The sequence below is a fragment of the Algoriphagus formosus genome (assembly GCF_002807035.1).
Classification (GTDB): Bacteria; Bacteroidota; Bacteroidia; order Cytophagales; family Cyclobacteriaceae; genus Algoriphagus; species Algoriphagus formosus.
The window spans coordinates 1,740,462-1,765,697 of sequence record NZ_NIUC01000002.1 but is presented as its reverse complement, the minus strand read 5'-3'; the positions used below and the strand labels follow the sequence as shown (position 1 = coordinate 1,765,697).

The 25,236-nt window shown below is 42.3% G+C and carries 25 protein-coding genes; 16 read left to right on the top strand and 9 right to left on the bottom strand.

The features are described 5' to 3' along the window. Positions 1–113 precede the first annotated feature (113 nt). The 4 genes from CDH51_RS13880 to CDH51_RS13865 form a co-directional block, all read right to left on the bottom strand. Positions 114–1,091 carry a PorP/SprF family type IX secretion system membrane protein gene (locus CDH51_RS13880; RefSeq protein ID WP_100629103.1) on the bottom strand — a complete coding sequence of 326 codons (978 nt, stop codon included), beginning with the start codon at positions 1,089–1,091 and terminating at the stop codon, positions 114–116. Between the two features lie 76 nt (positions 1,092–1,167). Beyond that, positions 1,168–1,941, bottom strand: a complete 774-nt coding sequence (locus CDH51_RS13875) for a uroporphyrinogen-III synthase (RefSeq protein ID WP_024283734.1) — start codon at positions 1,939–1,941, stop codon at positions 1,168–1,170. A 24-nt stretch (positions 1,942–1,965) separates the two neighbouring features. After that, entirely contained in the window at positions 1,966–3,084 is a 1,119-nt protein-coding gene (locus tag CDH51_RS13870) for a DUF4271 domain-containing protein (protein ID WP_100629102.1), read from the bottom strand. Positions 3,085–3,087: 3 nt separating this feature from the next. Then, the gene (locus CDH51_RS13865; protein WP_157807120.1) at positions 3,088–4,794 is read right to left on the bottom strand and encodes a POTRA domain-containing protein; all 1,707 of its coding nucleotides are present in this window, start codon (positions 4,792–4,794) and stop codon (positions 3,088–3,090) included. A gap of 46 nt (positions 4,795–4,840) precedes the next feature. On the opposite strand from CDH51_RS13865, the gene hemW reads away from it, so the two are divergent. The 7 genes from hemW to CDH51_RS13830 all read left to right on the top strand — a co-directional run bounded on the left by hemW (position 4,841) and on the right by CDH51_RS13830 (position 12,680). Further along, entirely contained in the window at positions 4,841–5,962 is a 1,122-nt protein-coding gene (hemW, locus tag CDH51_RS13860) for a radical SAM family heme chaperone HemW (RefSeq protein WP_100629100.1), read from the top strand. 3 nt (positions 5,963–5,965) lie between these two features. Next, positions 5,966–6,271 (top strand): DUF721 domain-containing protein, encoded by a 306-nt coding sequence (locus tag CDH51_RS13855; RefSeq protein WP_100629099.1) that lies wholly within the window; start codon positions 5,966–5,968, stop codon positions 6,269–6,271. Between the two features lie 105 nt (positions 6,272–6,376). Continuing rightward, entirely contained in the window at positions 6,377–8,440 is a 2,064-nt protein-coding gene (locus CDH51_RS13850; RefSeq protein ID WP_100629098.1) for a GAF domain-containing SpoIIE family protein phosphatase, read from the top strand. Positions 8,441–8,450: 10 nt separating this feature from the next. Then, positions 8,451–8,783, top strand: a complete 333-nt coding sequence (locus CDH51_RS13845; protein WP_100629097.1) for an STAS domain-containing protein — start codon at positions 8,451–8,453, stop codon at positions 8,781–8,783. 7 nt (positions 8,784–8,790) lie between these two features. Continuing rightward, complete coding sequence (locus CDH51_RS13840; protein WP_100629096.1) at positions 8,791–9,204, top strand: ATP-binding protein; 414 nt, start codon at positions 8,791–8,793, stop codon at positions 9,202–9,204. An 89-nt stretch (positions 9,205–9,293) separates the two neighbouring features. Beyond that, complete coding sequence (locus tag CDH51_RS13835) at positions 9,294–11,288, top strand: peptidylprolyl isomerase (protein ID WP_100629095.1); 1,995 nt, start codon at positions 9,294–9,296, stop codon at positions 11,286–11,288. Between the two features lie 27 nt (positions 11,289–11,315). Beyond that, on the top strand, positions 11,316–12,680 hold the full coding sequence (locus CDH51_RS13830) for a peptidylprolyl isomerase (RefSeq protein ID WP_100629094.1): 1,365 nt from the start codon (positions 11,316–11,318) through the stop codon (positions 12,678–12,680). A 31-nt stretch (positions 12,681–12,711) separates the two neighbouring features. Here the strand turns inward: CDH51_RS13830 and CDH51_RS13825 are convergent, their stop codons facing one another. Continuing rightward, positions 12,712–13,029 carry a hypothetical protein gene (locus CDH51_RS13825; RefSeq protein WP_024283744.1) on the bottom strand — a complete coding sequence of 106 codons (318 nt, stop codon included), beginning with the start codon at positions 13,027–13,029 and terminating at the stop codon, positions 12,712–12,714. A 291-nt stretch (positions 13,030–13,320) separates the two neighbouring features. Continuing rightward, positions 13,321–15,117 carry an ABC transporter ATP-binding protein gene (locus CDH51_RS13820; protein WP_100629451.1) on the bottom strand — a complete coding sequence of 599 codons (1,797 nt, stop codon included), beginning with the start codon at positions 15,115–15,117 and terminating at the stop codon, positions 13,321–13,323. Positions 15,118–15,270: 153 nt separating this feature from the next. On the opposite strand from CDH51_RS13820, the gene CDH51_RS13815 reads away from it, so the two are divergent. The 7 genes from CDH51_RS13815 (at position 15,271) to coaE (ending at position 20,394) form a co-directional block, all read left to right on the top strand. After that, entirely contained in the window at positions 15,271–16,371 is a 1,101-nt protein-coding gene (locus CDH51_RS13815; protein WP_026947614.1) for a Glu/Leu/Phe/Val dehydrogenase dimerization domain-containing protein, read from the top strand. A gap of 118 nt (positions 16,372–16,489) precedes the next feature. Beyond that, a complete protein-coding gene (gene nusB / locus CDH51_RS13810; RefSeq protein ID WP_100629093.1) occupies positions 16,490–17,665 on the top strand; it encodes a transcription antitermination factor NusB in 1,176 nt (391 codons plus the stop codon). A gap of 8 nt (positions 17,666–17,673) precedes the next feature. Then, positions 17,674–17,973 (top strand): YtxH domain-containing protein, encoded by a 300-nt coding sequence (locus tag CDH51_RS13805; protein ID WP_100629092.1) that lies wholly within the window; start codon positions 17,674–17,676, stop codon positions 17,971–17,973. A 2-nt stretch (positions 17,974–17,975) separates the two neighbouring features. Continuing rightward, a complete protein-coding gene (locus CDH51_RS13800) occupies positions 17,976–18,512 on the top strand; it encodes a DUF1573 domain-containing protein (protein ID WP_100629091.1) in 537 nt (178 codons plus the stop codon). 7 nt (positions 18,513–18,519) lie between these two features. Further along, positions 18,520–18,831: a preprotein translocase subunit YajC gene (gene yajC, locus CDH51_RS13795; protein WP_026947610.1), complete on the top strand. Its 312-nt coding sequence runs from the start codon at positions 18,520–18,522 to the stop codon at positions 18,829–18,831. An 8-nt stretch (positions 18,832–18,839) separates the two neighbouring features. Continuing rightward, positions 18,840–19,808 carry a YbbR-like domain-containing protein gene (locus CDH51_RS13790; protein ID WP_100629090.1) on the top strand — a complete coding sequence of 323 codons (969 nt, stop codon included), beginning with the start codon at positions 18,840–18,842 and terminating at the stop codon, positions 19,806–19,808. Then, the gene (gene coaE / locus CDH51_RS13785) at positions 19,798–20,394 is read left to right on the top strand and encodes a dephospho-CoA kinase (RefSeq protein WP_100629089.1); all 597 of its coding nucleotides are present in this window, start codon (positions 19,798–19,800) and stop codon (positions 20,392–20,394) included. Before CDH51_RS13790 ends, coaE begins: the two co-directional genes overlap by 11 nt. Here coaE and CDH51_RS13780 read toward each other — a convergent pair. From CDH51_RS13780 to CDH51_RS13770, 3 genes are read right to left on the bottom strand one after another with little or no spacing between them, the layout of a single operon-like run. Further along, complete coding sequence (locus tag CDH51_RS13780; RefSeq protein WP_100629088.1) at positions 20,389–20,811, bottom strand: nuclear transport factor 2 family protein; 423 nt, start codon at positions 20,809–20,811, stop codon at positions 20,389–20,391. The two genes, coaE and CDH51_RS13780, sit on opposite strands and share 6 nt — an antisense overlap. 55 nt (positions 20,812–20,866) lie before the next feature. Then, entirely contained in the window at positions 20,867–22,138 is a 1,272-nt protein-coding gene (gene serS, locus CDH51_RS13775) for a serine--tRNA ligase (RefSeq protein ID WP_100629087.1), read from the bottom strand. Positions 22,139–22,178: 40 nt separating this feature from the next. Then, on the bottom strand, positions 22,179–22,952 hold the full coding sequence (locus CDH51_RS13770) for a hypothetical protein (RefSeq protein WP_100629450.1): 774 nt from the start codon (positions 22,950–22,952) through the stop codon (positions 22,179–22,181). A 72-nt stretch (positions 22,953–23,024) separates the two neighbouring features. On the opposite strand from CDH51_RS13770, the gene CDH51_RS13765 reads away from it, so the two are divergent. Then, positions 23,025–24,002 (top strand): isopenicillin N synthase family dioxygenase, encoded by a 978-nt coding sequence (locus CDH51_RS13765; RefSeq protein WP_100629086.1) that lies wholly within the window; start codon positions 23,025–23,027, stop codon positions 24,000–24,002. 3 nt (positions 24,003–24,005) lie between these two features. Continuing rightward, a complete protein-coding gene (chrA, locus tag CDH51_RS13760; RefSeq protein WP_100629085.1) occupies positions 24,006–25,202 on the top strand; it encodes a chromate efflux transporter in 1,197 nt (398 codons plus the stop codon). Positions 25,203–25,236 lie beyond the last annotated feature (34 nt).

Here is a 25,236-nt window from a genome sequence, read left to right as displayed (position 1 = left end):
ACTACTCAATCGGCGAAATTTAGCTGAATTTTCCACATTTATGCAAATAACCTGCCAATTTTCAGAGCATTATTTTTTGGCCAAATTATCTTTTAATTCGACCCGACCTTTGATCAAAATCGGAATCTCGGCGTCCTCTGAATCACTCGTTCTACCTCCCTTGTCACTGTGGTCAATCTGTACCGTAACATCAACTCATGGCTAGTAGGTGACTTAGCTTCCAATCCACTAATCACCAAATCAAAGGAATATCCCAAGGTCAGGGAATTATCAGGCAGAAGGGAATATCCTAGAATTACAGAAACTGATTCCTCCCCTCTAAACGCTAACCCTCCTGTAATCTTATTTTGATGGGTAGCAATAACGCTCACATCATAAGAAAAATTATTGAAAGATACAGATTTCAACAAGAAACTTGGCTCAATTCTAAATTGCCCAATAGGCCTAAATCGATATCCAGCCAATAAATAGGAATGATTTTCTAATGGATTTGCAAAACCTCCATCTCCGAAATCAAAACTTGGACGATTAATATGTCTACTGCTCAATCCAAGATAATAATTCCCTCTATCCAATAAGAGGCCTGCTCCAAAATTGAGATTGATTGAATTTTCCTTACCTGAACTAGGCAAGTTAGGCTCAGGATTGACGACAATTAGCTCGCCATAATCAATCGCGCTGGAAAACATTCCAACATAAGCCCCAAAACTGAGTGTAGTTCGATTGATTTGCTTGTGATAGCTACCCTGAAGGTTAATCTCTAAGTTACCGGTAGCACCTATTTGATCATTCACCACGGTAAGTCCGTAGCCGATATTTTTGGAATCAAGACGGCCTTGTGCCGTCAATAGTTGGGTCACAGGAGCACCTCCTGTTCCACTGGAAGTGGTGTAATTAGCCCATTGTGAACGATGCAGGGCAGAGAACCTATATCCTCCTTCTTTACCGGCAAACGCCGGGTTATAATACATGCCATTAAACATGTATTGTGTAAACTGCGCATCCTGCTGCGAAAATGCATTCCCCCAAAAGAGAAACGAAAGCAAGAATATGGTAGTAAAAATGGATTTCCGTCTAAACCCTAAAGTCATCAATATGTGGTTTTTACAGATCAAAGGACTATTGTAAGGATTTTAACTGAAAAACCACTGATTTTGATTCCGATTATTACAAATTATTCGCTTTTTTAATATAAAGCTCCAAGGCTCCGGTCATGCTAGGTGCATTTGGGAGTGGTGCTTCAATGTCCAAAATCAAGTCCAATTCTCTTACTGCTTCGGCTGTTGTAGGTCCAAATGCAGCGATTCGAGTAGGACCCTGTTCGAATTCAGGGAAGTTTACCTTAAGAGATTTGATTCCTGAAGGACTGAAAAAAGCCAAAATATCATACTTCACATCAGCCAGGTCCGAAAGGTCAGCAGCTACCGTATGATAAATAATCGCTTCAGTGAAGTCAATATTATTTTTAGCCAAATAATCGGGAATATCATCCTTCCTGATATCAGAACAAGGGAATAAATATTTCTCGTTTTTATGTTTTTTGAAGTAATCAAAAAGATCTTGAGCTGTTTTGGTCCCTACAAAAAGCTTTCGCTTCCGAATCACAATGTACTTCTGCAGATAATGGGCAGTTTGATCGGAGATACAAAAATATTTCATATCAGCCGGCATCTCAATTTTGAAATCTTTACAAATCGCAAAGAAATGATCGATGGCATTGCGACTAGTGAAAATCACCGCTGTATGCTTCAAAATGTCGATTTTTTGCTTTCTGAAATCCTTGGAGGACACAGGCTGTACCTCAATAAATTGCCTAAAGTCTATCTTGAGATTGTACTTCTCAGCAAGCTGAAAATAGGGAGAATTATCGTTGGTAGGTTTTGGTTGGGAGACAAGAATACTTTTCACGGGTCTTAGCCGGTCCTTCGTAGCTGCACTCATGCTTCTTTTCCTTTATGTTTTGGTTTAATATTGACCGAAATCCATGATCCACTTTACAAGAATCAGGAACGGAACCAGTTCTGCGATGCAAAGGTAAGTAAATAAATGGTATTTCTTAAAGGACAGTTTATTCATCATGGATAGAAACAAAAAAGCAATTCCAACCAAATACATCCAGAAAAACACTTCATAGAACGTCATCAGAAAAGTCTCCACCTGTGAAAATGTATTCATCAAATAAAAGAATATCACTAGTAGAAAAACCAGATTTACCCAAACAATGAGCCTCAGCAAATAGAAAAAATGAGAAAACTCCATTCTCCCCAAATCAAACACGAAAGCCGTGATTCGAATACCCACAAACTTCAAGACCGTCAGACCAAATATAAACATAGCCCCTACCATCCAAATCAACAGCAAATCCAAAGCAGTCCCGTCGCTCCAGGCATAGATTAGATCTTGTCTAAAAAAAATCAACCCAAAAACACCCGATAGTGCTGCAAGAATATTGACAATCAAAACAAACAGTAGGACATCAAAGGAGAAGAACTTTTGAAGACTGCTTCCTTCAGAAAAATCCTCAGCCGTAACCAATCCCTTGGGGCTCAAAACTGAGAAAAACACGTAGGGATATGCTTGTCTGTAGCCGGCTAATAGGAATAAACAAATCAACAAAGCAATAATAAAAAAATCACGGACCGACTGCCTCTCAAAATCTCTCTCAACCAAACTAGGACCAGCTGTCTCTTTCTCTTGCTCTACTGTAAAAGTTGGGTTTAAGCGCTTCTCCAAAAGAGCCTGAGCCTTCACCAGTTGGTCTCCCAAAAGTCGAATTTGTAGGGAATCTACACCAAATTCCAGTTGATAATCTTTTACCTTTCTACTAAGTAAAGTATCCTGCTCTGCATAAAACCAAAGCCTCTCTCCCGCAAAAACCATGGTCTCCCCCGGAATCTGCATCACCAGGTAGGCCTCCGGAAACTGCCTGATATCGATCCATTGACTTAATTGATCGCTTGAAGAAAACCAGTTTTTCACCAAGTTTTCCTCCCAATCATTACTGTACTCTTCTAAAACCTGCCCATGAGAGGTAATCAAAAAACATAAACTGAAGAGAAAAAGTAAAAGACCTTTTTTAAGCATGTTTCAAAACTGAACGATATATCCGAAGTGAATTTTTGAAAATTGTAAAGAAAGTGGTTGTTCTTGGGTTTTGCCCACCGCGTAGACAAATCTAAAGATCCCATTTCCCGTCTCAAGATTCAGGCCAGCACCAAGTGAAAACGGCTGAATATTTGGTGCTGCAAAATACGGGTTTTCGATGAAGCCAAAATCGGAAAAGAGAAAAAGGAAACTATTTGCACCAAAAAAGAGTCGTGGCTCAGCATTCAGGTAAAAATAATCTCTGGCAAAAAAGAAATTTTCATTAAACCCCCGAATACTTTGCAATCCTCCGAGTCGATAAAGATCATTTTGAAAAAGGTTTTCATTACGAATCAAACCAGCAGCACCCCTGAAATACAAGCCCCAGTTTTTCGTGATAAATACATGCTTTTCCCCAAAACCTGATAAAGCATACTGTGGGGTTCTCAGGTCTATCCCCTCGTATGCCACCGGTGGAATTCCCGTGTTTTGTAAAATCTCCTTGTTTCCTGCCGAAAAAGTCAACTGAATCATGCCTCCTTTCCGTGGGGAAATCGCATCGTCCAGCCAGTCCATTCGTGCATTAATACCATATTCTGTCCATCGGAAGTCTGCCAATTCAGGCAATACCTCCACCTCTGAAAAGGCCACCGTACTGATCAAATCACCGGCTTGCCTTCTCACGAAAAAATCAAAATACAACCAATTTGTACTCCGGTAGCCAAAGCGTAATCCCAACTTCCTATTGACAAAGCTTGTGTCCTGCTTGAGCAGACTAAACTCTCCCGACACATCCAGGCGAGAGCCAAAAATAAATGACTCTTTTGCTCTGAGGCTCAAACTTTGGGTCAATTCATTGAATCGCTGCCAGTGTAGTTCCACATCTCGTCCCTTTCCACCTAGATGATACAGCGCCAAATCAAGCTGCCCAGTGACAAGCACTTTGCCAGGCTCGTTTTCATTGGGCAAAACTCCCAAAATACCATCCAGGACATTAGCTTTACGGTCTTCAAGCCGGAAGGCAGGACTGGCTTTTTGAAGTCTAAAATCAACCCGAGGCTGTCCCTGAAGTCGAAAATACGGACTGCGACGAATAGTAGTAAGAGAGCGTTCAATATCCTTCTGTGAAAATGGATCGCCGGGATGAATTCCCGTCAAACGCTGTAAATAAGTCTTCTTGGTCACCGAATTGCCTTCAATCTGAACGCTATCCCAAAGAATCAAAGGCCCACTTTGGAAATCGACCTGTCCAAAAACTTGGTCTCCATCGCGATTGAGGCTGTCTAATTGAAGGGAGGCAAATGGATAACCTGTCTCGTCTGCCCAATCAAGCACTTCCCCAAAAAAACTATTGACCTCCTGAAAGGAAAGAGCCCCCTTTTTCTCCAAATCTTCTCGCCACTGTGGTGGAAGGCTTTTGGATGAAAGTGCTACTCGATCAATCTTTGGACCTTCATAAATCTCAACCCAAAGCGAATCCCCAGATTCTTCAAGCCGATCAATAGAGGCTCCCAAATACCCATTCGATCGAAGGTTACTTAAGGCAGAATCAATGGCTACTTTTCTACCGAGTGAGTCCCCGAAGGCTTGCCATCTTACGTCAGTTTTTTCATTAGCTCCCTGCCAACCCAACCAAAAGTTGGTTTGGGCCTGGATGGGGCCAAGCAGCCAAAAGGAAAGTAGCAGAATCAGAAACTGACGAATAAACACAGCGGGAATTGAAACACTTATATTTGCAGAATTAAACCTAATCAATTTGGCTGGAATTTACATTCATATCCCCTTTTGCAAGCAGGCCTGTCACTATTGTGACTTTCACTTTAGCACCAACACAAGCCGCTTTGAGGAGATGCTCCGGCAGATAGCTCATGAGGTTGAGTTGAGAAAAGAATTTTTGCAAGGCGAAACGATCCAGACTATTTATCTGGGAGGAGGAACTCCTTCCCTAGCCGAGCCTAATTGGTTGAAGGAGATTTTTGATAAAATCAAAGATAATTTCACCCTAGATCTTCAGGAAGTGACACTGGAAGCTAATCCAGACGACCTGACAGAAGCTAAGCTGGATCAGTGGCAAAAGTTGGGAATAGACCGTCTCAGCTTGGGGATTCAGAGCTTTCAGGATGAGGTATTGACATTTTACAATCGTGCCCATTCTGCAGAAGAATCCATTCAAGCTATTCAGAGAGCTCGAAATGCAGGATTCAAAAAGTTTAGCATGGATTTGATTTATGGTTTTCCTCATGCCGATCATTCGATTTGGGAAAAAGATCTAAGCCTTGCTATTGCCCAAAATCCCGGGCATCTCTCCTGCTATGCCTTGACCGTAGAACCCAAGACGGCCTTGGGCAATTGGACCGAAAAAGGAAAATTCCAGCCAGCTGAGGAAGACTTTGTCGCAGAGCAATTTGAGATGCTACAAATCAAAACTGAGCGAGCAGGATACCTTCAGTATGAAATTTCCAATTTCGCCCTTCCCGGTCAGGAATCTATCCACAATTCCAGTTACTGGAAAGGTGAGCCCTACCTGGGACTAGGACCTGGAGCACATTCCTTTGATGGGAAAAACCGAGGTTTCAACCCTTCGAATAATGCCCTTTATCTTAAGAGCATCCAAAATGAAAGGATTATCTACACGGAAGATCCTATGGACGAAATCGACCGGCTCAATGAATACTTGCTTACAGCTCTTCGTACTTCTTGGGGAGCTGATTTTGATTTGATCAAATCAACCTATGGAAAAGATTTGAAGGTGGAAAAACGCTCCCATCTGGAAAAATTAGAATCGGAAGGCTGGCTGGTTTGGAATGGAAATCGCCTATCTTTGAGCAAATCCGGGAAGCTATTAGCCGATAGCATTGCCCAATCATTATTTTACTGATCGATGAATAATTTCACAGGAAGAAAAAAAGATGCCGCTCCGTTGGAGGAAGCCTTTCAGGAACTTCTGAAAGCCTACAGACTTGAGGGTAAGTTCCGCGAAAAATCATTGATTCACGATTGGAGTAGCTTGGTAGGGAAAACCATCGGAGATCGTACGCAGTCTGTTTTCATCCGGGATAAAAAACTCTTTGTGAAAATCACCTCAGGCCCGGTAAAAAGAGAAATCCAAATGAATAAGAGTAAAATTCTCCGCCTAATCGAGGAGAGATATGGCGCAGATGTGATTGAAGACCTGGTTTGCCTGTAAAAATTTTAGAAGCCTCTTATAATTTTTTAACAAAACGAGAGTTACCAAAAAGCGCCTTAGCACTATTTTTCCAATCCCTTTGAGTAATATTGGGATAGCAATTCCATGATCAAGCTGCCCTCAGTACATATCGGAAGGCTTAGCCTGCTACTATCCATTTTGATATGGCTGTCTCTGCTATTTGTGGATTTAGTCCGGCTTTTCGGAGAGATCAATAATCTCAACTCCGGAATTGCTCCTGCAGTGACCTGGACCCTGGAGATTCTATTCTTTCTATCGGTTTATAGCTTTTACACTCGCAATTTTCAGCAAAATGCCAACAATGAGTTTTTGAATCTCATTTGGCGATCCGCCTCCACGGGTATTTTTGCTTCAGCAGCCTTTCTGATCATTCAGCTCTTTTACCTTTTCTTGGGTGATTCGAATCTTGCTGAGGAGCCTTTTCTCAAAAACTTCTTTTATCACGTCCATTTTGCCCTGATCACGGTCTTTTTGATTTCCACGACTTTACTCTGGAAAAAACTCATCCTGTACCAAAAGACAAAAAAGGTCGTGCAGCAATGGCAAACCTTCGAGATCGGTCTGCTCATCGCGATGTTTTTTGTTTATTTCACCCAAGACACCTTTGGCTACAGTTTTATTTTTGCCTTTGTCATCCTGACAATTTTAGGCGGGTTTTTATCTGTGAATCTAAAATGGATTCCTTACCTGACATACAAGGAAAAATGGAAATCTCTTCTTTTCCTTTCGGTAATTCTTTTGACCTCTATTTATCTTTTCCTACAGGCAAATGCTTTGTCAGGCGAGCGGCAAATCTATCCGATTAACCTACTTGATAATCTTTTCCTTATTGCGCTTTACGTCTTCGTATTTATTTATTCTCTTTTCAGCTTTTTGGTGACACTGTTCAACCTCCCGACTTCTTCGGTATTTGAGCAAAAGCTCACGGAAGCCATCAATTTTCAACGGCTCAGTCAGTCGATTCAGCCCGAAGAAAACGAAGAAAATGTGCTCGATATCCTTTTGGATTCTTCGATGAGCGCATCATTTGCAGATGGAGCCTGGCTGGAGATGTATCAGTCTGAAAAAAACGAGTCGATTACACAGGTTCGATGGATTGAAAAAGAAGAACTTCAAGAACTATCCGACACTTTAGAGTCAAGTCAAGCTGCTCAAGAATGGGCTAGCAGTCAAAAAGCGGATACTCTGGAACCATTTTCCCTGAAAGTCAAAAAAGGAAAATACCAATCGCTTCTCTTGGTCCCTCTGGTGATCAACAAGTCCGTGATCGGCCGAATGGTGCTCTGCAAAGAGATCAAGGATGGTTTCAACAAAGAAATGATCAATATCATCAGCACATTTGCCCGACAGGCAAGTATTGCTGTAGAAAACCACCGCCTCCTCAACCAAGCCATCGAAAACGAACGCTACCAAGAGGAACTAAAAATTGCACAGCGCGTACAAAAGGCATTGCTTCCTGATCGGCTGGATCATCACAGTTCATTTGAAATCTGTGCTTATTCCAATGCTGCTGATGAAGTTGGAGGTGATTACTATGACACTTTTCAGCAAGCTGAGGACCGATATGTCCTGATTATTGGTGATGTATCAGGAAAAGGAACCTCTGCCGCTTTCCACATGGCTCAGATGAAAGGAGTCTTTCAGAGTTTGATTCAGCTCAACCTCAGCCCAGGCGAGTTTATGATCAGATCCAATGCTGCACTCAGCAAATGTCTGGAGAGAAATCACTTCATCACGGCATCAGTCTTTGAAATCAACACCTCTCAAAAACTCATTCGCTATGCTCGAGCTGGGCACGTGCCCACCTTATACTTCAATGCCAAGAGTCAAAAAGCCACCTATTTGGAATCCGGGGGGCTAGGATTGGGAATTTTAAGAAACATGCAATATGAAAAGCACGTTGATCAAAAAGAATTTACCTATCACGAAGGAGACGTAATGGTGCTTTTCACAGACGGAATCATTGAAGCTAAAAATCAAAAAGCCATGCAATTTGGCTTCGAAAGAGCCAGAAGCCTGTTGGAAATCAATCATTCTCTAACTCCAAAAGAAATTCAAGCTATTTTAATCGATACGCTCCACAATTTTGTCGGTGGAAATGGGCTTATCGATGACGATTACTCGATGATGGTAGTGAAATTCACCTAATTATGAAAATATGCTGACCATAGATACACAAATTGAAAATACACATCATATTCTGACTCCTTCTGGGGAAATCGATGCAAGTAATTCTGTCCAACTGGATGAATCGATCCGTCATCTTTCAGAAAGTGGAGCCAAATCCATTCTCGTAGACGGTACTCAGATAGATTACATTTCCTCCGCAGGCTTAGGAGTTTTCATGTCCTATTTGGAGGATTTTCAGGAGAAAGGTGTGTCGCTGAAAATCTTTGGACTAAAACCCCGTGTCTATGAAGTCTTCCAGATACTTGGATTAGATCAATTGATATCAATATTCCCGGATAAGGAATCAGCCTTAGCCCAGTAATTACTTTATGAAGCAGAAGATTCAGCTTTCCTGTCAAACTTCGGCCCTCGCTGAATTAAGGCGCTTTCTCGAGCAGCAGCTCGAGCCGACAAGCCTTTCAGAAAGAGACCGGCACCAAGTCACCTTGGCAGTGGAAGAGGTATGTGCTAATTTGATTATTCATTCCCATAAGTGTAATGGCCGGGATCATATTTTTTTAAGTATGAATGATTTACCCGATCGGATAGTTTTTGAAATAGAAGATCAAGGGGAGGCTTTTAATTTACTACAATACGAGGCTCCGGATATTCAGCGAGTCATATCCGAGAAGCGAAAAGGCGGTCTTGGCATTATTTTGGTAAAAAAGATTATGGATGAAATCCAATTTGAAAGTCATCAGGGTACCAATACCTGCAGGCTGATCAAATTTTTTCAATCCTAATTCATGTTAAAAGCAAGAGTGAACAGGCAATTCACTCAAAATCATCCTATTTTTGTATCATTGCAGCAAAATTGAAAGCAATCTCATTCATGACTAATCGGTCCCTTTCGGAGTCCATATTTATATTTTTGGCTTTTTGTACAATATCACTGACCGCTACCCATCCTGTAGCCGGACAGGATGCTACCTTGCTAAAAGTCGGAGATCAGGAAGTCCCTTTGAACGAGTTTATCTACTTGGTAGGGAAAGGAGCCACTTCTGAAGGCAATTCCATGGGCCTAACCCGGGAAGAATTCGAAGAAAACCTAGCCCTATTTATCAATTACAAACTGAAAGTAGTCGAAGCAGAAGCACAGGGACTACATCAGACCGAAGAGTTTGAGCGAGAGTTTGAGTCTTTCAAAGAAAACTTGAAAGCTCCATTCCTGATAAAAAACTCCCTGGAAGAAGGTGAGCTTCGCAAAGCTTACTCCCGAATGCAGGAAGTCATTCGAGCAAGTCATATTTTGCTTCGCTTTCCTCCCAATGCCAATGCCGATGACTCCATTGCAGTGCTGAAGATGGCTCTCAAGCTAAAGGAAGAAATTGAGCAAGGCGTCAGCATCAATGAACTTGCTAAAGAATATTCAGAAGATCCTTCTGCACAAAGCAATGAAGGAGATCTCGGTTACTTCTCCTCCCTTCAAATGGTACAGCCTTTCGAAGATGCAGCATTTATGCTTCAGCCGGGAGAGGTATCTGATCCGGTTTTGACCAATTTTGGATATCATATCATCCAAGTCACTGACCGCAGACCTAATCCTGGACAGGTCAAAGTTTCTCATATCCTTGTTCGAGTGGATGAAGAAGATCCTACATCGGAAGATCGGGCCCGCAGAAAAATATCTGACGTCTATGCCGAAATCCAAAAGCCAAGCACGCTATGGAGTGATATCGTGAAAAACTATTCTGAAGACCCTGCTACAAGTCAAAAAGGTGGCGAATTACCATGGTTTTCTGTTGGGAATATGATTCCCGAATTTGAATTGGCGGCGTTTTCACTAAGTGAGATAGGTGAAGTGTCCCCGCCAATCAAAACCCGGTATGGCTATCATATTTTGAGACTGGAGGACAGAAAGAACTTGGATAGTTTTGAGCAATTGGAACCCATGATTCGCTCTCGGATTCTGCGTGACTCTCGTTCAAGCATGATTCATACGCAGGAGCTTGCTATTCAGAAAGCCCGCTATGGTTTTCAGGAAAATGAACCTTTGGTTTCACTACTGGAAAGCAATTTAAATTCAGTCAGTCCTTCAGAATTTCAATCCAAAATCGACGAATTAGGAGAACAGAGCAGCGTCCTTTTTACAGCTGGTGGACAGGAGTTCATGATTAATGATTTTCTGGCATTTATTGCTGCAGAGGAAAGAAGACTTCCTCCAAATGCCCAAGCATTTGATGTTTGGTTTGACCGGTATTCCTCTAAAATCCTATCCCAACTCGAGGAAAAAGATCTCGCCGAAAACAACACAGAGTACCAAATGCTCTACAAAGAATATCGGGATGGTATTTTGCTCTTTTCTTTAATGAATGAGGAGGTATGGCAAAAAGGCATTCAGGATTCGGTAGGACAAAGACAGTACTTCAAGGAAAATCGTGAAAACTATCAGTGGAAAGAACGTGCCGAGGCTTTGATTGTAAAAGTATTGGACTTGAATCGGGTCAATGAGGCAAGGACCTTTTTGAACGGGAAGACTTATTCAAAAGAATTGGTCAATAACTTCCAAACCGAAATTGCAGATCAGTATCCCCTAGCCTACCAAATAGAATCCGGACTGATGGAGATTCCTGATCAAGCCGTCCTTTCCCGCATGGATAAAAATCTTTCCTATCAAGAAATCGAGATCGACGGGCATTTGCATCTAGTCCTGACTGGTGAAATATTCCCCGCAGGTTCTAAAGAATTCGAAGAAACCCGTGGAATTGTCATTCGGGACTATCAAGAGTACTTGGATGAGCAACTCATCAAAAAACTCCGCACTAAATATCCTGTGGAGATCAACGAAACCATCAAAGAAGAAGCTTTCGTAGCACTTAACCAATAATTCAAAAGCATTCGTTTTACATCTACAATGAGTAAACTTAAATACACCCTACTAGCCTTCAGTTTTATTCTATCCCTCAATGCTTCCTTTGCACAGGACGACCCTACCTCAGGGCAGGTATTGGATAAGATTGTAGCCAAGGTAGACAACAACATTATCCTGGAGTCTGATGTGCAGCGAACTTTCATCGAAGCCATCGCACAATCTCAGCAGGGAATCACTCCTCCTACCCGATGTGAGGTATTCGAAACCCTACTGGTGAATAAATTAATGGTGGCGAAAGCCGAGATCGATTCAGTAATCGTAGCTCCTGCAGAAGTGGAATTGCAGACTGAAAATAGATTCAGCATGGTTTTGCAGCAGATTGGAGGAGATGAAAATATGATCCTTCAGATGTACGGCAAAACAGCAGATCAACTGAAATCAGAGATGTACGATCTGATCGAAGAACAGATGGTTGTGCAGCGTATGCGGGATAAAATCACAGAGGGTGTGACGGTTTCTCCAGCAGAGGTTCGTGCCTTCTTCGAAAGTATCCCAACTGATTCGCTACCTTTCTTTTCTGCCGAAGTGACGGTAGGTCAGATTGTCAAAAAGCCTGAGGTCAATGAACAGACTAAACAAAAGATCTACGATCAATTGCTAGGCTTTAAGGAGGATATTTTGGCTGGAAGAGCAGACTTTGCAGACTTGGCAAGAAGATATTCGGAGGATCCTGGATCTGCTGCTCAGGGAGGTGATTTAGGATTTTTTGGAAGAGGTCAACTAGCTCCTGAATATGAAGCAACTGCATTGGCCCTCAGACAGGGAGAAATCAGTGATCCAGTAGAAACACAGTTTGGTTTTCACATGATTCAGCTTCTTGAGGTAAGAGGTGCCACTTACAATACCCGACACATCCTGATGGTGCCTAAAGCTACCCAAGAAGACATCCAAAGAACTGAAAGATTCCTAGATAGTCTGCGGACGGAGATCATGGAAGGCAATATTGAGTTTGCGAAAGCAGCCAAGGAAAACTCTGACGATAGAGCTACTTCTGACAACGGAGGTTATTTTACCGATCCAGGTACTAGCTCAAACAGATTGACGCTCCGAACACTTGAAGACCCTGTCTTATACTTCACAATTGATAGCATGGAGGTAGGTACTATTACCAAACCCATCCAATTCGAAGATCCAAGAGAAGGCACCAAGCTTCGAATTTTATATTATCAAAACAGATATCCTGCTCACCGCGCTAATCTGAATGATGACTACGAAAAAATGAAAGCTGCCGCGCTCCGAAAGAAAGAAGATGATCTTTTGAGTGTGTGGTTCATAACGGCCAAAGAAGATGTCTTCATCGATATTGATCCGGCCTACGACCGCTGCAATGCCCTTGCAGGTAGGTAGAATTTGAAAAGGCCGGACTTCCGGCCTTTTTTTATTTTTTAGAAAAAAGGGATTTGAATGCCAATCCCAATTGTCGGAAACCTTCGAGGAAAAAGCCTTTGGACTCCTTCAGTCTTGGCTCGTATTCTTCTTTCTTTTCTTTGAATTCTCGCTCCAGCATTTCCTTGCCTTTTTTGAGTTCTTCTTCGAGCGTAGTTTTATTCTCTCGCAACTCAGATATCTTCTTTTCGATTTCTTCCTTGACCTCTCCTCCTGCTTCTGTGCCTTTGGCAATTAGCTCCTCTATTTTCTTTCCTACCTCTTGTAGGGTTTTCTCGATATCACTGATACCACTTCTTTGATCTTCCATGATGCTAGGGGTTTAGATGGATAGAGTAAGTTAAAAAATTCTTTGCATCTCTTGTGTTTAATCAAACCTAATATTCGCTCGAGTCAAACAGTAAGCCCCATAGAATCAGGCTAGTGAATACAACTTCGAAAAGCAGATAGCGAATAGATTACCCACTTTTCTACCTTTTAGAATAGTATAATGACCAAAAGACAAACATATCAGTTAAGCTTTAAGAAGCTTCTATTGCTATTTTCAGCTAGGTAAGCAGCGAAAATAAGGCTACTGACATCATTGCGGATCTTCTAAAAATTAAATATCAGACTCAATGGACTCTCCTGCTTGAGTCTGCTTTTCATAAAGCTCCGCATAGGCACCTCTTTTCTCCATCAGCGTTTCGTGTGTTCCTTGCTCGATAAGTTCTCCGTCATCCAATACGATGATGTGATCGGCTAGCTTTGCAGAGGAAACTCGATGCGAAATAATCACAGAAGTGCGATCCTTCATGATCTTTTTAAGGGCATTGAGAATAGCGTTTTCTGTTTTGGTATCTACTGCAGAAAGACAATCGTCCAATATCAGGATTTGAGGTTCTTTTGCAATAGCCCGAGCGATCGAAACTCGTTGCTTTTGCCCACCTGAAAGGGTAATACCTCGCTCGCCTAGCATGGTATCAAAGCCCTTGGTGAAGTCAACAATATTATTGTACACGTCCGCATCTTTGGCAGCTTGCTCGATGATCGCTTTATCAGGATGATCTATTCCAAAGGCGATATTATTCCCGATTGTATCAGAAAATAAGAAGACGTCCTGAGGTACAAAGCCTATATTTTTCCGTAGATGCGAAATATCGAAAGATTGAATCGGCCGATCGTCAATAAGGATTTCTCCCGATGAAGGATCATACATGCGCATCAGAAGATTTGCAATGGTAGACTTCCCAGAACCTGTAGTTCCGATGATTCCAAGAGTTTTTCCAGCACCGATCTCGAAACTTACATTCTTCAGAGCTTTTACTCCTGTATCCGGATAGTCGAAGCTCAAGTCTTTCACGGTAATTTTTCCTTTGACAGGTATCTCAAGATTTTCGGTGCTGCGGATATCATTTTTCTCATCCAAAAACTCATTGATACGAGTCTGAGACGCAGCCGCTCGCTGCACGATACTTGTCACCCAACCTAGGGAAGTCACCGGCCAGGTCAGCATATTTACATACAAAATAAACTCAGCAATAACCCCGTAACCAATCTCTCCATTGATCACCTGTAGACCTCCGATATAGACCGTGATGATGGTCGAAATCCCCACCAAGGCCATGATCAAAGGGAAAAAAAGGGCATTGACTTTAGTAAGTCGGATAGACTTTTCTTTATAATCCTCACTCGCAGTAGCAAAATCGCGAACGCTGTCATTTTCCCGCACAAAAGCCTTTAGCACTCGGATCCCTGAGAAAGCTTCCTGCACAAAAGTACTCAATCCCGAAAGACTGCGTTGAATTTTCTCTGATCGCTCATTGATCAAATTATTGACAAAATAGATGGAAACAGAAAGTACCGGAAGCGGAAGAAGGGAATACAAGGTCAATTCGGGATTGACAGAAATCATGTAGCTGATAACCAAAGGAAAAAGGATCAGTAGATTCATCCCGTACATGATGGCAGGTCCTAAATACATCCGAACGCGACTCACGTCCTCAGTGATTCGGGCCATCAAGTCCCCTGTGCTGTTTTTTCTATAAAAACTTAAGGGAAGACTTTGGTACTTTTCGAAAATCTCATTCTTCAGATCATACTCTACTCTCCTAGACATTATAATAATGGTCTGACGGATAAGAAAGAGAAAAAAACCTCTCAAAAGCGCCATTACCAAAATCAATAGTCCGAATATGAAGACAAACTTGAGGAAAATTTCCTGTGCTTCTTCCCCCATTCCTCCAAGCTGAATTGGCTTAAAAATAGAAAAACTTTCCACCACATAATCTATGGCCAAACGAACCAACTGCGCAGGAATAATTACGAAGATGTTTGAGATCACCGTAAAAAAAATCCCCAAAAGCAATAGGCCCTTGTATTTGTATAAATACTTATTAAGTCTCCAAAGTGGTCTCACCAAATAAAAGCTTTTGAAATTAGAAATCTATTCATGAAACTTGGGCGAATTATTCCTTTGCTCGCTGATAAAAGTATTTAATTTTGTATCAATCGGGTTTGAGGAATTCAAGCAAGAACCCAAATATAACACAATCTAACCAGCGAAGTTCACATGTTACAAACCAAAGCTTCCGAAACAGTGCAAGAAGGATCCATTTTTGGACAAATCACAAATATGGATCACGAGCAACTCGTGATCTGCCATGACGCAGCCACTGGACTAAAAGCCCTCATCGGCATTCATAATACTACTTTAGGCCCGGCATTAGGAGGCACACGTATGTGGCCCTATGCTTCGGAGGCTGAAGCTATCACGGACGTCTTGAGACTTTCGAGAGGGATGACCTTTAAAAACTCCCTAGCCGGTCTCAATCTTGGCGGAGGAAAGGCAGTCATTATCGGAGATCCAAGTTTGAAAAGCGAGGCCTTTTTGAGAAGATTTGGCCGATTTGTAGAAAGTTTGGGAGGACGCTATGTGACTGCGGAAGATGTCAATATGAACACCGCAGACATGGAACATATTTCCATGGAAACCCGACATGTCACTGGCCTTCCTCAAATCAAAGGTGGCGCAGGCGATCCATCTCCAGTCACAGCTTATGGCGTGTATGTAGGGATGAAAGCTGCTGCTAAAAAAGCCTTTGGATCTGATAATTTGGCTAGAAAGCGAATTGTCGTGCAAGGTGTGGGCCAAGTCGGAAAATATCTGATTGAATACTTGGTAAAGGAAAACGCGGAAGTATTGGTAACGGATATCTTTGAAGACAAGCTCAAAAAGGTAGCTCGTGAAACCGGCACGCTTGCCGTCGACCCAGAGTTGATTTACGACTTGGATATGGATATCTATGCGCCTTGTGCATTGGGTGCTACAGTCAATGATGACACCATCGACCGGTTGAAGTGTGCTGTGATTGCCGGAGGTGCCAACAACCAATTGAAGGATGAAGAAAAGCACGGTCGAATTCTTTTGGAAAAAGGAATCGTCTATGCTCCTGACTTCCTTATCAATGCAGGAGGAGTAATCAATGTGGGTGCTGAATACCTCGGAGATTATCAGCAAGAAACAGTCTTCAAACAGACTGAAAAAATATATGATACTTGCCTAGGTATATTGGATAAATCCGAAAAAGAGCAAATCCCTGCCCAGCAGGCAGCTATTCAAGTTGCAAAAGAGCGAATAGCTGCTATCGGTAGAGTTAAGTTACCCTTTTAAAAAGAATAAACTCGCTTAAATCTAAAAGCCACCGTATTGCTTCGGTGGCTTTTTTATGAGCGATCCGGGCGAATAAGCCCAATCAAAATGACTATATTTGCAGCTCGTTTGACTAATTATGCTAAATCGAAGAATCCTCAGGGTCAAAGCTTTTCAGAACCTCTATGCCTACGAACAGTGCAAGGCATCCAATCATAATCTCGCTCGTGATTTCATCAAAGAATCCTTCCTTCCTGATCTAAATAGCATGGAAGTTCAGGACAAAGCCGCCTTGAACAGAGAGGCCCAGTTGGCTTTAGAGATTTTTGAAAAAAACCTAAACAACACAGATGCCATTGAGGGATCTGATGCCAGCCCAAAAATCAAAAAAGCAGTCAAAGAAGCTATTGTTCAATATCGAAACGCTAACCTGAGAGACCGGGAATTTTTGCTTAAAAATATGGTCACATCAGCCGAGCGAATTCCCCAACTCTATCTCACGGCGATCGAATTGATCCAGGCATTTGCAGACCATGTAGGGAAGGAATATGAAAGAAAGCGCAAACTGTCAGGGAGCCAAGCAGTGGAGTTTTCTTCCGAATTGAACCTACACCGGAATCAAATTCTCGAAAAACTTCGAAACTCTCCAGCATATCAAGCCGCTTTAGCTAAAAACAACGTCAACTTGGACGACATTGAACTGGAGATCAAGGAGTGGTTTCGGGACTATGTCAAGCCTTCCGAGGAATATCAAGCTTATATTGGCATCGACCAACCGACTGCTGAGCAGGATGAAGAGATAGTAGAGGCCATTTTGAAGAAAATTATTTTCAAAAATGAGGTAATTCTGAACTACTTTTCTGAAAAGGACCTTAATTGGACAGAGAACAAAGCTGTCGTGAGAAGTTTGGCAGCAAAAGTTTTCAAAAATGTGCTGAACAGTGAGGTTTCGGATCTACCTGAAATTGCGATGAACTGGGAGGAGGATAAGGAGTTTTTTCAAAATATCTTTAACTTCACCATCGAGAGAGGTGCAGAAAACAGGGAGCTGATCGCTCAAAAAACCAAAAATTGGGACATTGATCGACTGGCTTTCACCGATAAGGTGATCATCTCTATGGCGATTACAGAAATGCAGCAATTCCCAAGCATTCCGGTAAAAGTCAGCATCAACGAATACATAGATATCTCGAAGACTTACAGCACACCGAAAAGTAAGCAGTTTGTAAACGGCCTTTTGGATGTGATGTCAAAAGAGTTAACTGAAAAGGGAAAAATCCGTAAGAGCGGAAGAGGACTTTTGGACAATAAATAACAGAAACTATGAGCAAGAGCAGCAATTCATTAATAGCATTTGTACTTGGAGCAGGCGTTGGTACTGCATTGGGTATTTTGTTTGCGCCTGATACAGGAAGCAATACCCGCGATAGACTTTCCTACAGACTATCAAAATACAAAAACGAGTTGGAAGAACTCATCGATGAACTCGTGGAAGGAAAAGAACTACACCTCAACGAAGCAAAAACAGAGGGTAAGCGAGTGATCAACGACGCTAAAACCAAGGCAGAAAATCTACTTAACGACGTAAATAAATTAATCGACCAAATCAATAAAGACAACTGATTATGAAACTTAGAATTCTAAGCATCGCAGCAGCAGTCGCAGCCCTTTCTTTAGGAGCTTGCAGTCAAAAGACCCAGCAGGATGAGAAAATCAAAGCGCTAGAGGATAAAATTGCTCAATTGGAAGCGAAAGGATCATCCATCACTCCTGTGAACGCTCAAACTACTCAAGCTGCCGATCCGGCTACTTTGGGAGCATTCCAGTTTGAAGAAATGGAATACAACTTCGGTACCATCAATGAAGGACAGGTTATAGAGCGAGTATTCAACTTCACTAACAACGGACAAGCTCCACTAGTAATTTCAAACATTACGGCATCTTGTGGTTGTACAAGTCCTGACTGGACCAAAACTCCGGTTAACCCAGGAGAAACTGGTTTTGTGAAGGTGGTTTTCAACTCAACTGCTAAGTCTGGTGCACAAGCTCCGACAGTAACCATCCAAGCTAATACCAACCCAACAGTGACTCGATTGAGACTGCGTGGTAATGTTACACCGAAAGCTGGAGGCCCTGCTCCCGTTGGACCAGTAAAGCGATAAATAGCAAATGATAACAAGTATTTTGGCTCAAGCCTCCGCTGGAGGTGCAGGCATCATGGGACAGGTTTTCCTATTTGGATCCATCATTCTGATCATGTATTTCTTCATGATCCGTCCCCAGCAGAAAAAACAAAAAGAGACAAAGAAATTCATTGAGGAAATCAAAAAAGGCGACCCAATCGTCACGATTGGTGGACTTCACGGAAAAGTCTCTTCGATCGATGGCGACACAGTGACGATGGAACTCGATCGCGGATTTAAAGTAACCGTTGAAAAGTCAGCGATTAGTCTAGATTTCACCAAAAAAACTTCAAAATAAGTTGAATTTTGCCGGAAGCTAAAGAGTCCAAAAGGGGAATAAGCCCCAAACAAGTCTCCAATATCAAAGTGGTAGTTCTCTGCGTCGCAGCGGCTACCACTTTTTGGATTTTAAATGCCCTCAATAAAGAGGACTACACTACCATTGTGGATTATCCAATCGAATTCGAATTCGATCAGGAGCAGTTTATGGCTGTGAAACCATTACCATCCAGTATAGAAATCGAGATCAACGGAAATGGATGGGATCTGCTTCAAAAATATTTTCAGGTCAATGTACAGCCTTTCGTCGTTGAGCTTGATCGACCTGCAGCCAACGACTACCTTCTGACTGCTGATGTGAGAAGGAGTTTAAGTGAGTTTATTTCCCCCACCCAACTTTTAAATCTTGGGACTGATAGTCTAAAGTTCCAAATCGATCCGATTCGTACTATCAAACTCACACCTACCCTAGACTCTACTAGCTACTCTCTAGGGAAAAACATCCGCCTGCTTTCTAATCCGACTTTTGAGCCCAATGCAATTACCTTGAAAGGCCCCTCAAGTATTTTGGACCTTTACGAAGGGAAATTCCCCATTTCCCTAGACGAAAACAGAATTGATCAGAATATTTCTAAAAATATACCTTTAAAAATCTCCAAGGAACTGGCAGAGTTTGTGACCTTAGAAACCGAAGAAATAAAGGTAGAACTTGAAGTGGTTGCATTTTTAGAGGGAAACAAACGCCTAAAATTGAAAAAGGTGAATTTCCCTAGATCGGTAAATTTGGAAGAGGAAGAGCCTATCGTAATGATGTATTACTTGGTGGATGAGCGGAAAACTGATCAGCTAAAAGATTTGGAATTTGAGGCAGTCTTAAATTATTCAAGAAGAAACAAGGAAGATTCCACGATCTCTATTCAAGTCAGCCCATTGCCGGAATTTTTGGATCAGGTAAGAGTAGAACCCAGTAGTTTTAAATTGATCTATGGCAACTAAGCCCAAAATCGTGGGTTTGACCGGAGGAATTGCTTCTGGAAAATCCACCGTTGCAAAAATTTTTGAAATCCTGGGGGTTTCGGTTTATTATGCCGATGACCGAGCCAAGAAGCTCATGAATGAAGACCAGGAGTTAAAAAAGCAAATAAAGACTGCTTTTGGTGAGGAAAGCTATGATAAAAACGATCAACTCAATCGGCCATATTTAGCTGAAAAGGTTTTCAGCGATCCTGAGAAAGTAAAAATCATCAATAGCCTTGTGCACCCGTCAGTAGGAAGGGATTTTGAAGCATGGGCTTCTGCCCAAAATGGCAGCTATGTTCTTAAAGAAGCTGCCTTAATTTTCGAGACGGGCCAAGAAAAGAAGCTTGACGCGGTCATCAATGTAAGCTCACCGCTGAAAATTAGAATCGCGAGAGTTCTGATGCGTGACCCACACCGAACTGCAGATCAGGTCAATCACATTATTGATCAACAGCTACCTGACGAGGAGAAAAATGAAAAGGCTGACTATGTCATTAAAAACAAGGAAAACACATTACTGATACCTCAGGTATTAGCTATTCACCAACAGCTATCCTCATAGTTTTTTCTCCCACCAGCTTTTGTGGACAATTTTCCAGGTCCCATCCACCTTTATCAAGGTCAAAAAATCATAGTAATAGATTCCAGGCCAATAGAGCTCCGTTTCCACTGAAGCGGTATTCCCTTGTACTCGAATGGAAACGATATCATTTTTATACTCATTGGTATCTCTTGGAGTCCCCTTTGCCGTACCACTAGCCCAAGTTTCAAAATCCGTGATGGTCAGATTTTCTCCTCGATAGCCAATTAACCTTGCCTCCGGTAAAAACGCCTGACCCAACTTCGACCGGTCTCGCTCCATCATCCCATCAAAGTAAAGTTGAACAGTTTGAATAATCAGCTCTCTATCAGACCCCTCTTGACCATAGGAGAAATTTGCCAAAACCAGAAAAGCGAATAAAACAAAGATCTTTTTCATTGTAGATTGGATTTAAAATGAAAAAACCGTCCGACTATCGGACGGTTTAGCTTATTTATATTCTATCGAAACCTAGATAACTATGCAATACTTCTGGCATGCGGATTCCATCGGCATCTTGGTTATTCTCAAGAATTGCCGCCACAATTCGAGGAAGTGCTAAAGCTGATCCATTTAAGGAATGTGCCAATTGCGTTTTCCTATCCTCTCCTCTAAAGCGTAGCTTTAATCTATTACTCTGGTAGGTTTCAAAGTTAGAGACGGAGCTCACCTCAAGCCACCTCTCTTGAGCTGCAGAATAAACCTCCATATCATAAGTCAAGGCGGAAGTAAAGCCCATATCACCGCCACAAAGACGGAGAACTCGATAAGGAAGCTCAAGCTTCTGCAAAAGCCCCTGCACATAGGAACTCATTTCCTCCAAAGCCTCGTAGGATTTATCCGGGTGTGTAATTTGAACAATCTCTACTTTGTCGAATTGATGCAAGCGATTTAATCCCCGTACATGAGCTCCCCAACTTCCAGCTTCTCTTCGAAAACAAGGCGTATAACCAACATTCTTTACCGGCAGCTCCTCCTCGGATAAAATCACATCTCGATACAAGTTAGTGATTGGAACTTCAGCCGTTGGGATTAAATAAAGGTTATCCGCAGTGGCATGGTACATCTGTCCCTCTTTATCAGGAAGTTGACCAGTACCATAGCCGGAATCCTCATTGACCAAGATGGGTGGTTGCACTTCTACAAAGCCTTCTTTCAGAGCTTCGTCCAAGAAAAAATTAATCAATGCACGCTGAAGCCTCGCTCCTTTTCCTTTGTAAACAGGAAAACCTGCACCGGTAATTTTCACACCTAAGTCAAAATCGATGATATCGTATTTTTTGATCAGTTCCCAATGCGGCAACTTATCCTCATGCAAGGTAGGAATGACACCATTTTCCAAAACCACCTCATTATCATCAGCCGATTTCCCGGCAGGAACGGAAAGATGAGGGATATTCGGAATAGTATAAAGTAAAGCCTTTAGATCCTCCTCTGCCTGAGTTGTTGAATCTTCTAAAGCTTTGATCTCGGTTTTCAACTCAGCAGTTCGAGATTTGACTTTTTCAGCCTCCTCTCGTTGACCGTTCTTCATCAAGACCCCGATTTGCTTGGAAATACTGTTTGATTCGGCTTGAAGTTGATCTCGCTGGGTTTGGGATGATTTACGCTGATCGTCTAAGGCGATCACCTGCTCCAAAACAGCAGTAGCATCAGGGAAATTTCTTTTTTGTAAACCGGCTAAAACAGCATCAAAGTTTTCTCGGATTTGATTGACAAGTAGCATGTATTAAATCAAAATTGTGTGAAATCGCAAAGATAGCTACTTATCGCACAATCACCGTCTTGGTGACGGAAGAGAATGGTCCCTCGAGCTCAGTATTGTTATTTCTGAGGAGAGAAACTTTCACCTGATATTCGCCGGCAGGGAGATTTTCAATCCTGATTGGAGCCATATGGTCTATTTCGTACTCGTAGTCTCCAATTTCGATTTTCACTTTCAGCCCATCCAACTTCATATCACCTCCAAGTACTAAAAAGTCCACAACAAATTCATCTTCAGCTCCATACTCTTGATTTGCCCGGGGAAAATTCAGGGCTAAATACGGCTCTGCCGAATAAGGAAAGGGTCTGGAATCTCCTACTTGGAAGTCCCGGTCAACGTAGTTTCCAAAGTTTTTCAAAGCAAAACCTGCTTCATCCACCAAAAAAGCCACTATCCGATAGGTACCTTCCTGAAGCTCCTGTTGAAAAATCGGACTTCGGTGCCCGACTGGATCACTTCCATTTAGGATTAGGAAAAGCCTAAATCGATTAGAGGCTTCCTCTTCAAAGGGGTAATTCTTGATATTGAATTCGAAAGGAACTTTACCAGGCCTGAATACCTGATTCCCTAAAGGGGTATAAAGCTCCAAAATGGCATCTGGAAAATCAGGTAATTCTTCATATTGAAAAAAAGCAACCTCTTCTCGCGCTTCCTCTACTTGCGTAGAGTCCTCCGTAGGATGCGGCACTACCTGCTCGTTAATTTTTTTTCTTTCCTCAGAGCAAGCCATCAGAAATACCACAGCAAAGCCAAGAAATATCAGGTTCTTTTTCATCAGCATGGGTTTTGACTCTAAAGGTATTATTTTTAGCCAAATTTTACTTGCCATACATTTAACATACCCACTATGTCAATCCTCTTTGATGAAATCCCCAGCTTGGATCTTGCCGATTTTACTTCCGGGTCGGCCGAACAAAAAGCAGCCTTTGTCAAAAAACTAAGCGAAGCATACGAAAATATAGGTTTTGTAGCGATCAAAAACCACGGTCTCAACCAAGACCTTCAAGATCGTCTTTATAAGTCGATCAAGGACTTTTTCAGCCTTCCGGATGAAGTAAAAACGAAGTATGAGCATCCAGAGATAGGTTTCCAGCGAGGTTATACCGGCAAAGGAAAAGAACATGCGAAAGGTAGAAATACGGGCGACTTGAAGGAGTTTTTCCATGTGGGACAAGAACTTTCTGAAATTCCCGAGGGCGATTCTGTGAAGGAAGAATACCCATCCAATGTATGGCCGGAAGAAATCCCTGAATTCAAAGATGCGGCGACTGAAGCTTTCCAAACCCTCGAAAAAGCAGGGAAGGCGATGCTTAGAGCGATTGCAATCAGCTTGGAATTGGAAGAGGATTACTTTGAGGATAAAGTAGCATATGGAAATTCAATCCTGAGACAGATTCACTATTTCCCTATCGAAAATCCCGAAGAAGTGCCTGATGATGCCGTTCGCGCTGCAGAGCATGGGGATATCAATCTCATCACTCTTTTGATGGGCGCCAGTGCAGATGGGTTACAGGTATTGAGAAAGGATGGCAAATGGATTCCTATCACGGCCCTTCCTGACCAGTTGGTGGTGAATGTAGGCGATATGCTCGAGCGACTGACCAATAAAAAGTTGAAATCAACCATCCACCGGGTAGTGAATCCACCTCGTGAATTGATGAATACGAGCCGATACTCCATTCCTTTCTTCATGCACCCACGCTCTGAAATGGACTTGACATGCCTGGAAAGCTGCATCAGTGAAGAAAATCCAAAACAATTTGAAGATGCAACGGCTGGCGAATTTTTGGATGAGCGCCTCCGGGAACTAGGCTTGAAAAAATAAACCATGTCGATCAAAAGGGTCAGATACTACTTGTTTCTTAAGGACATTCTGGCCCTTTCGCTGACTGCGTTTGGAGGACCGCAAGCTTTTCTGGCTATGCTTTTGGAGCGAATGGTCAATCAACGCGGCTACATTACCGAAGATGAGCTTTGGGAGCTAAATGCGCTATGCAATATGCTCCCGGGTCCATCCTCTACACAGTTGGTTTCAGCCATCGGTTTTCGGGTTGGAGGACCCAATCTTGCTTATCTGGCACTCCTGGTTTGGATTATTCCAGCCAGTTTGATCATGACGGGAGCCGCTGTTTTAATTTACTTTCTTCAGGAAAAAACACCCGGAGCACTGAATTTTGCCAAATTCATTCAGCCCATGGCTATTGGATTTATCATTTTTGCGGCTCAGAAAACCATCAGCAAAATGGTGCAGACCACTGAGGCAATGGTTTTGGTTCTTATTTCCACTTTTGTGGCCTTTTTCTACAGTTCGCCCTTCGTATTTCCCATCCTGCTGCTGATCGGAGGATTAAGCACCTCCATCAAATACAAAAAACAACCTAAACTGGAACAAGACGCCCCTCTAAAGATCCAATGGGCTAATTTCTACCTCTGGGCGGGAGTGCTTGCAGGTGCCGCTTTGCTCGGTGCTTTGACTAAATTTCAGTCCGTCTTATTATTTGAAAATTTCTATCGAAACGGCAGTTTGATTTTCGGAGGAGGGCAAGTTTTAGTCCCCTATCTCTACACCGAGTTTGTAGATTTTAAGCACTTCCTTTCTTCGGAAGAGTTTCTTACCGGATACGCAATTTCCCAGGGAATTCCCGGACCTACCTTCAGTATATCTTCTTTCGTCGGAGCGCTTTCTATGCGGGAATATGGATTGCTAGGCTTCCTTACTGGTGGCTTGATAGCTGCCGCAGGAATATTTCTTCCAGGTATTTTTTTAATATTTTTCGTCATCCGATTTTGGGATCAACTCAAAAAATACCGCCCAGTTCGTGCTGCACTCGAAGGCATCAATGCAGTTTCCTGCGGTATGCTCATTGCTGCTGCATATCTGCTTTTCGAACCTCTGGAGGCTAATTTGCTGAATATTTTCATGATTTTAACTGCCTACAGCCTCCTCCAATTCACCAAGATTTCATCGCCTTGGATTATCTTAGGCGGGATTGTTTTAGGCATCCTAAACAACCTGATCTTCTAATCAGGGATTCGATTCAAGGAACAAGAAAACCTAG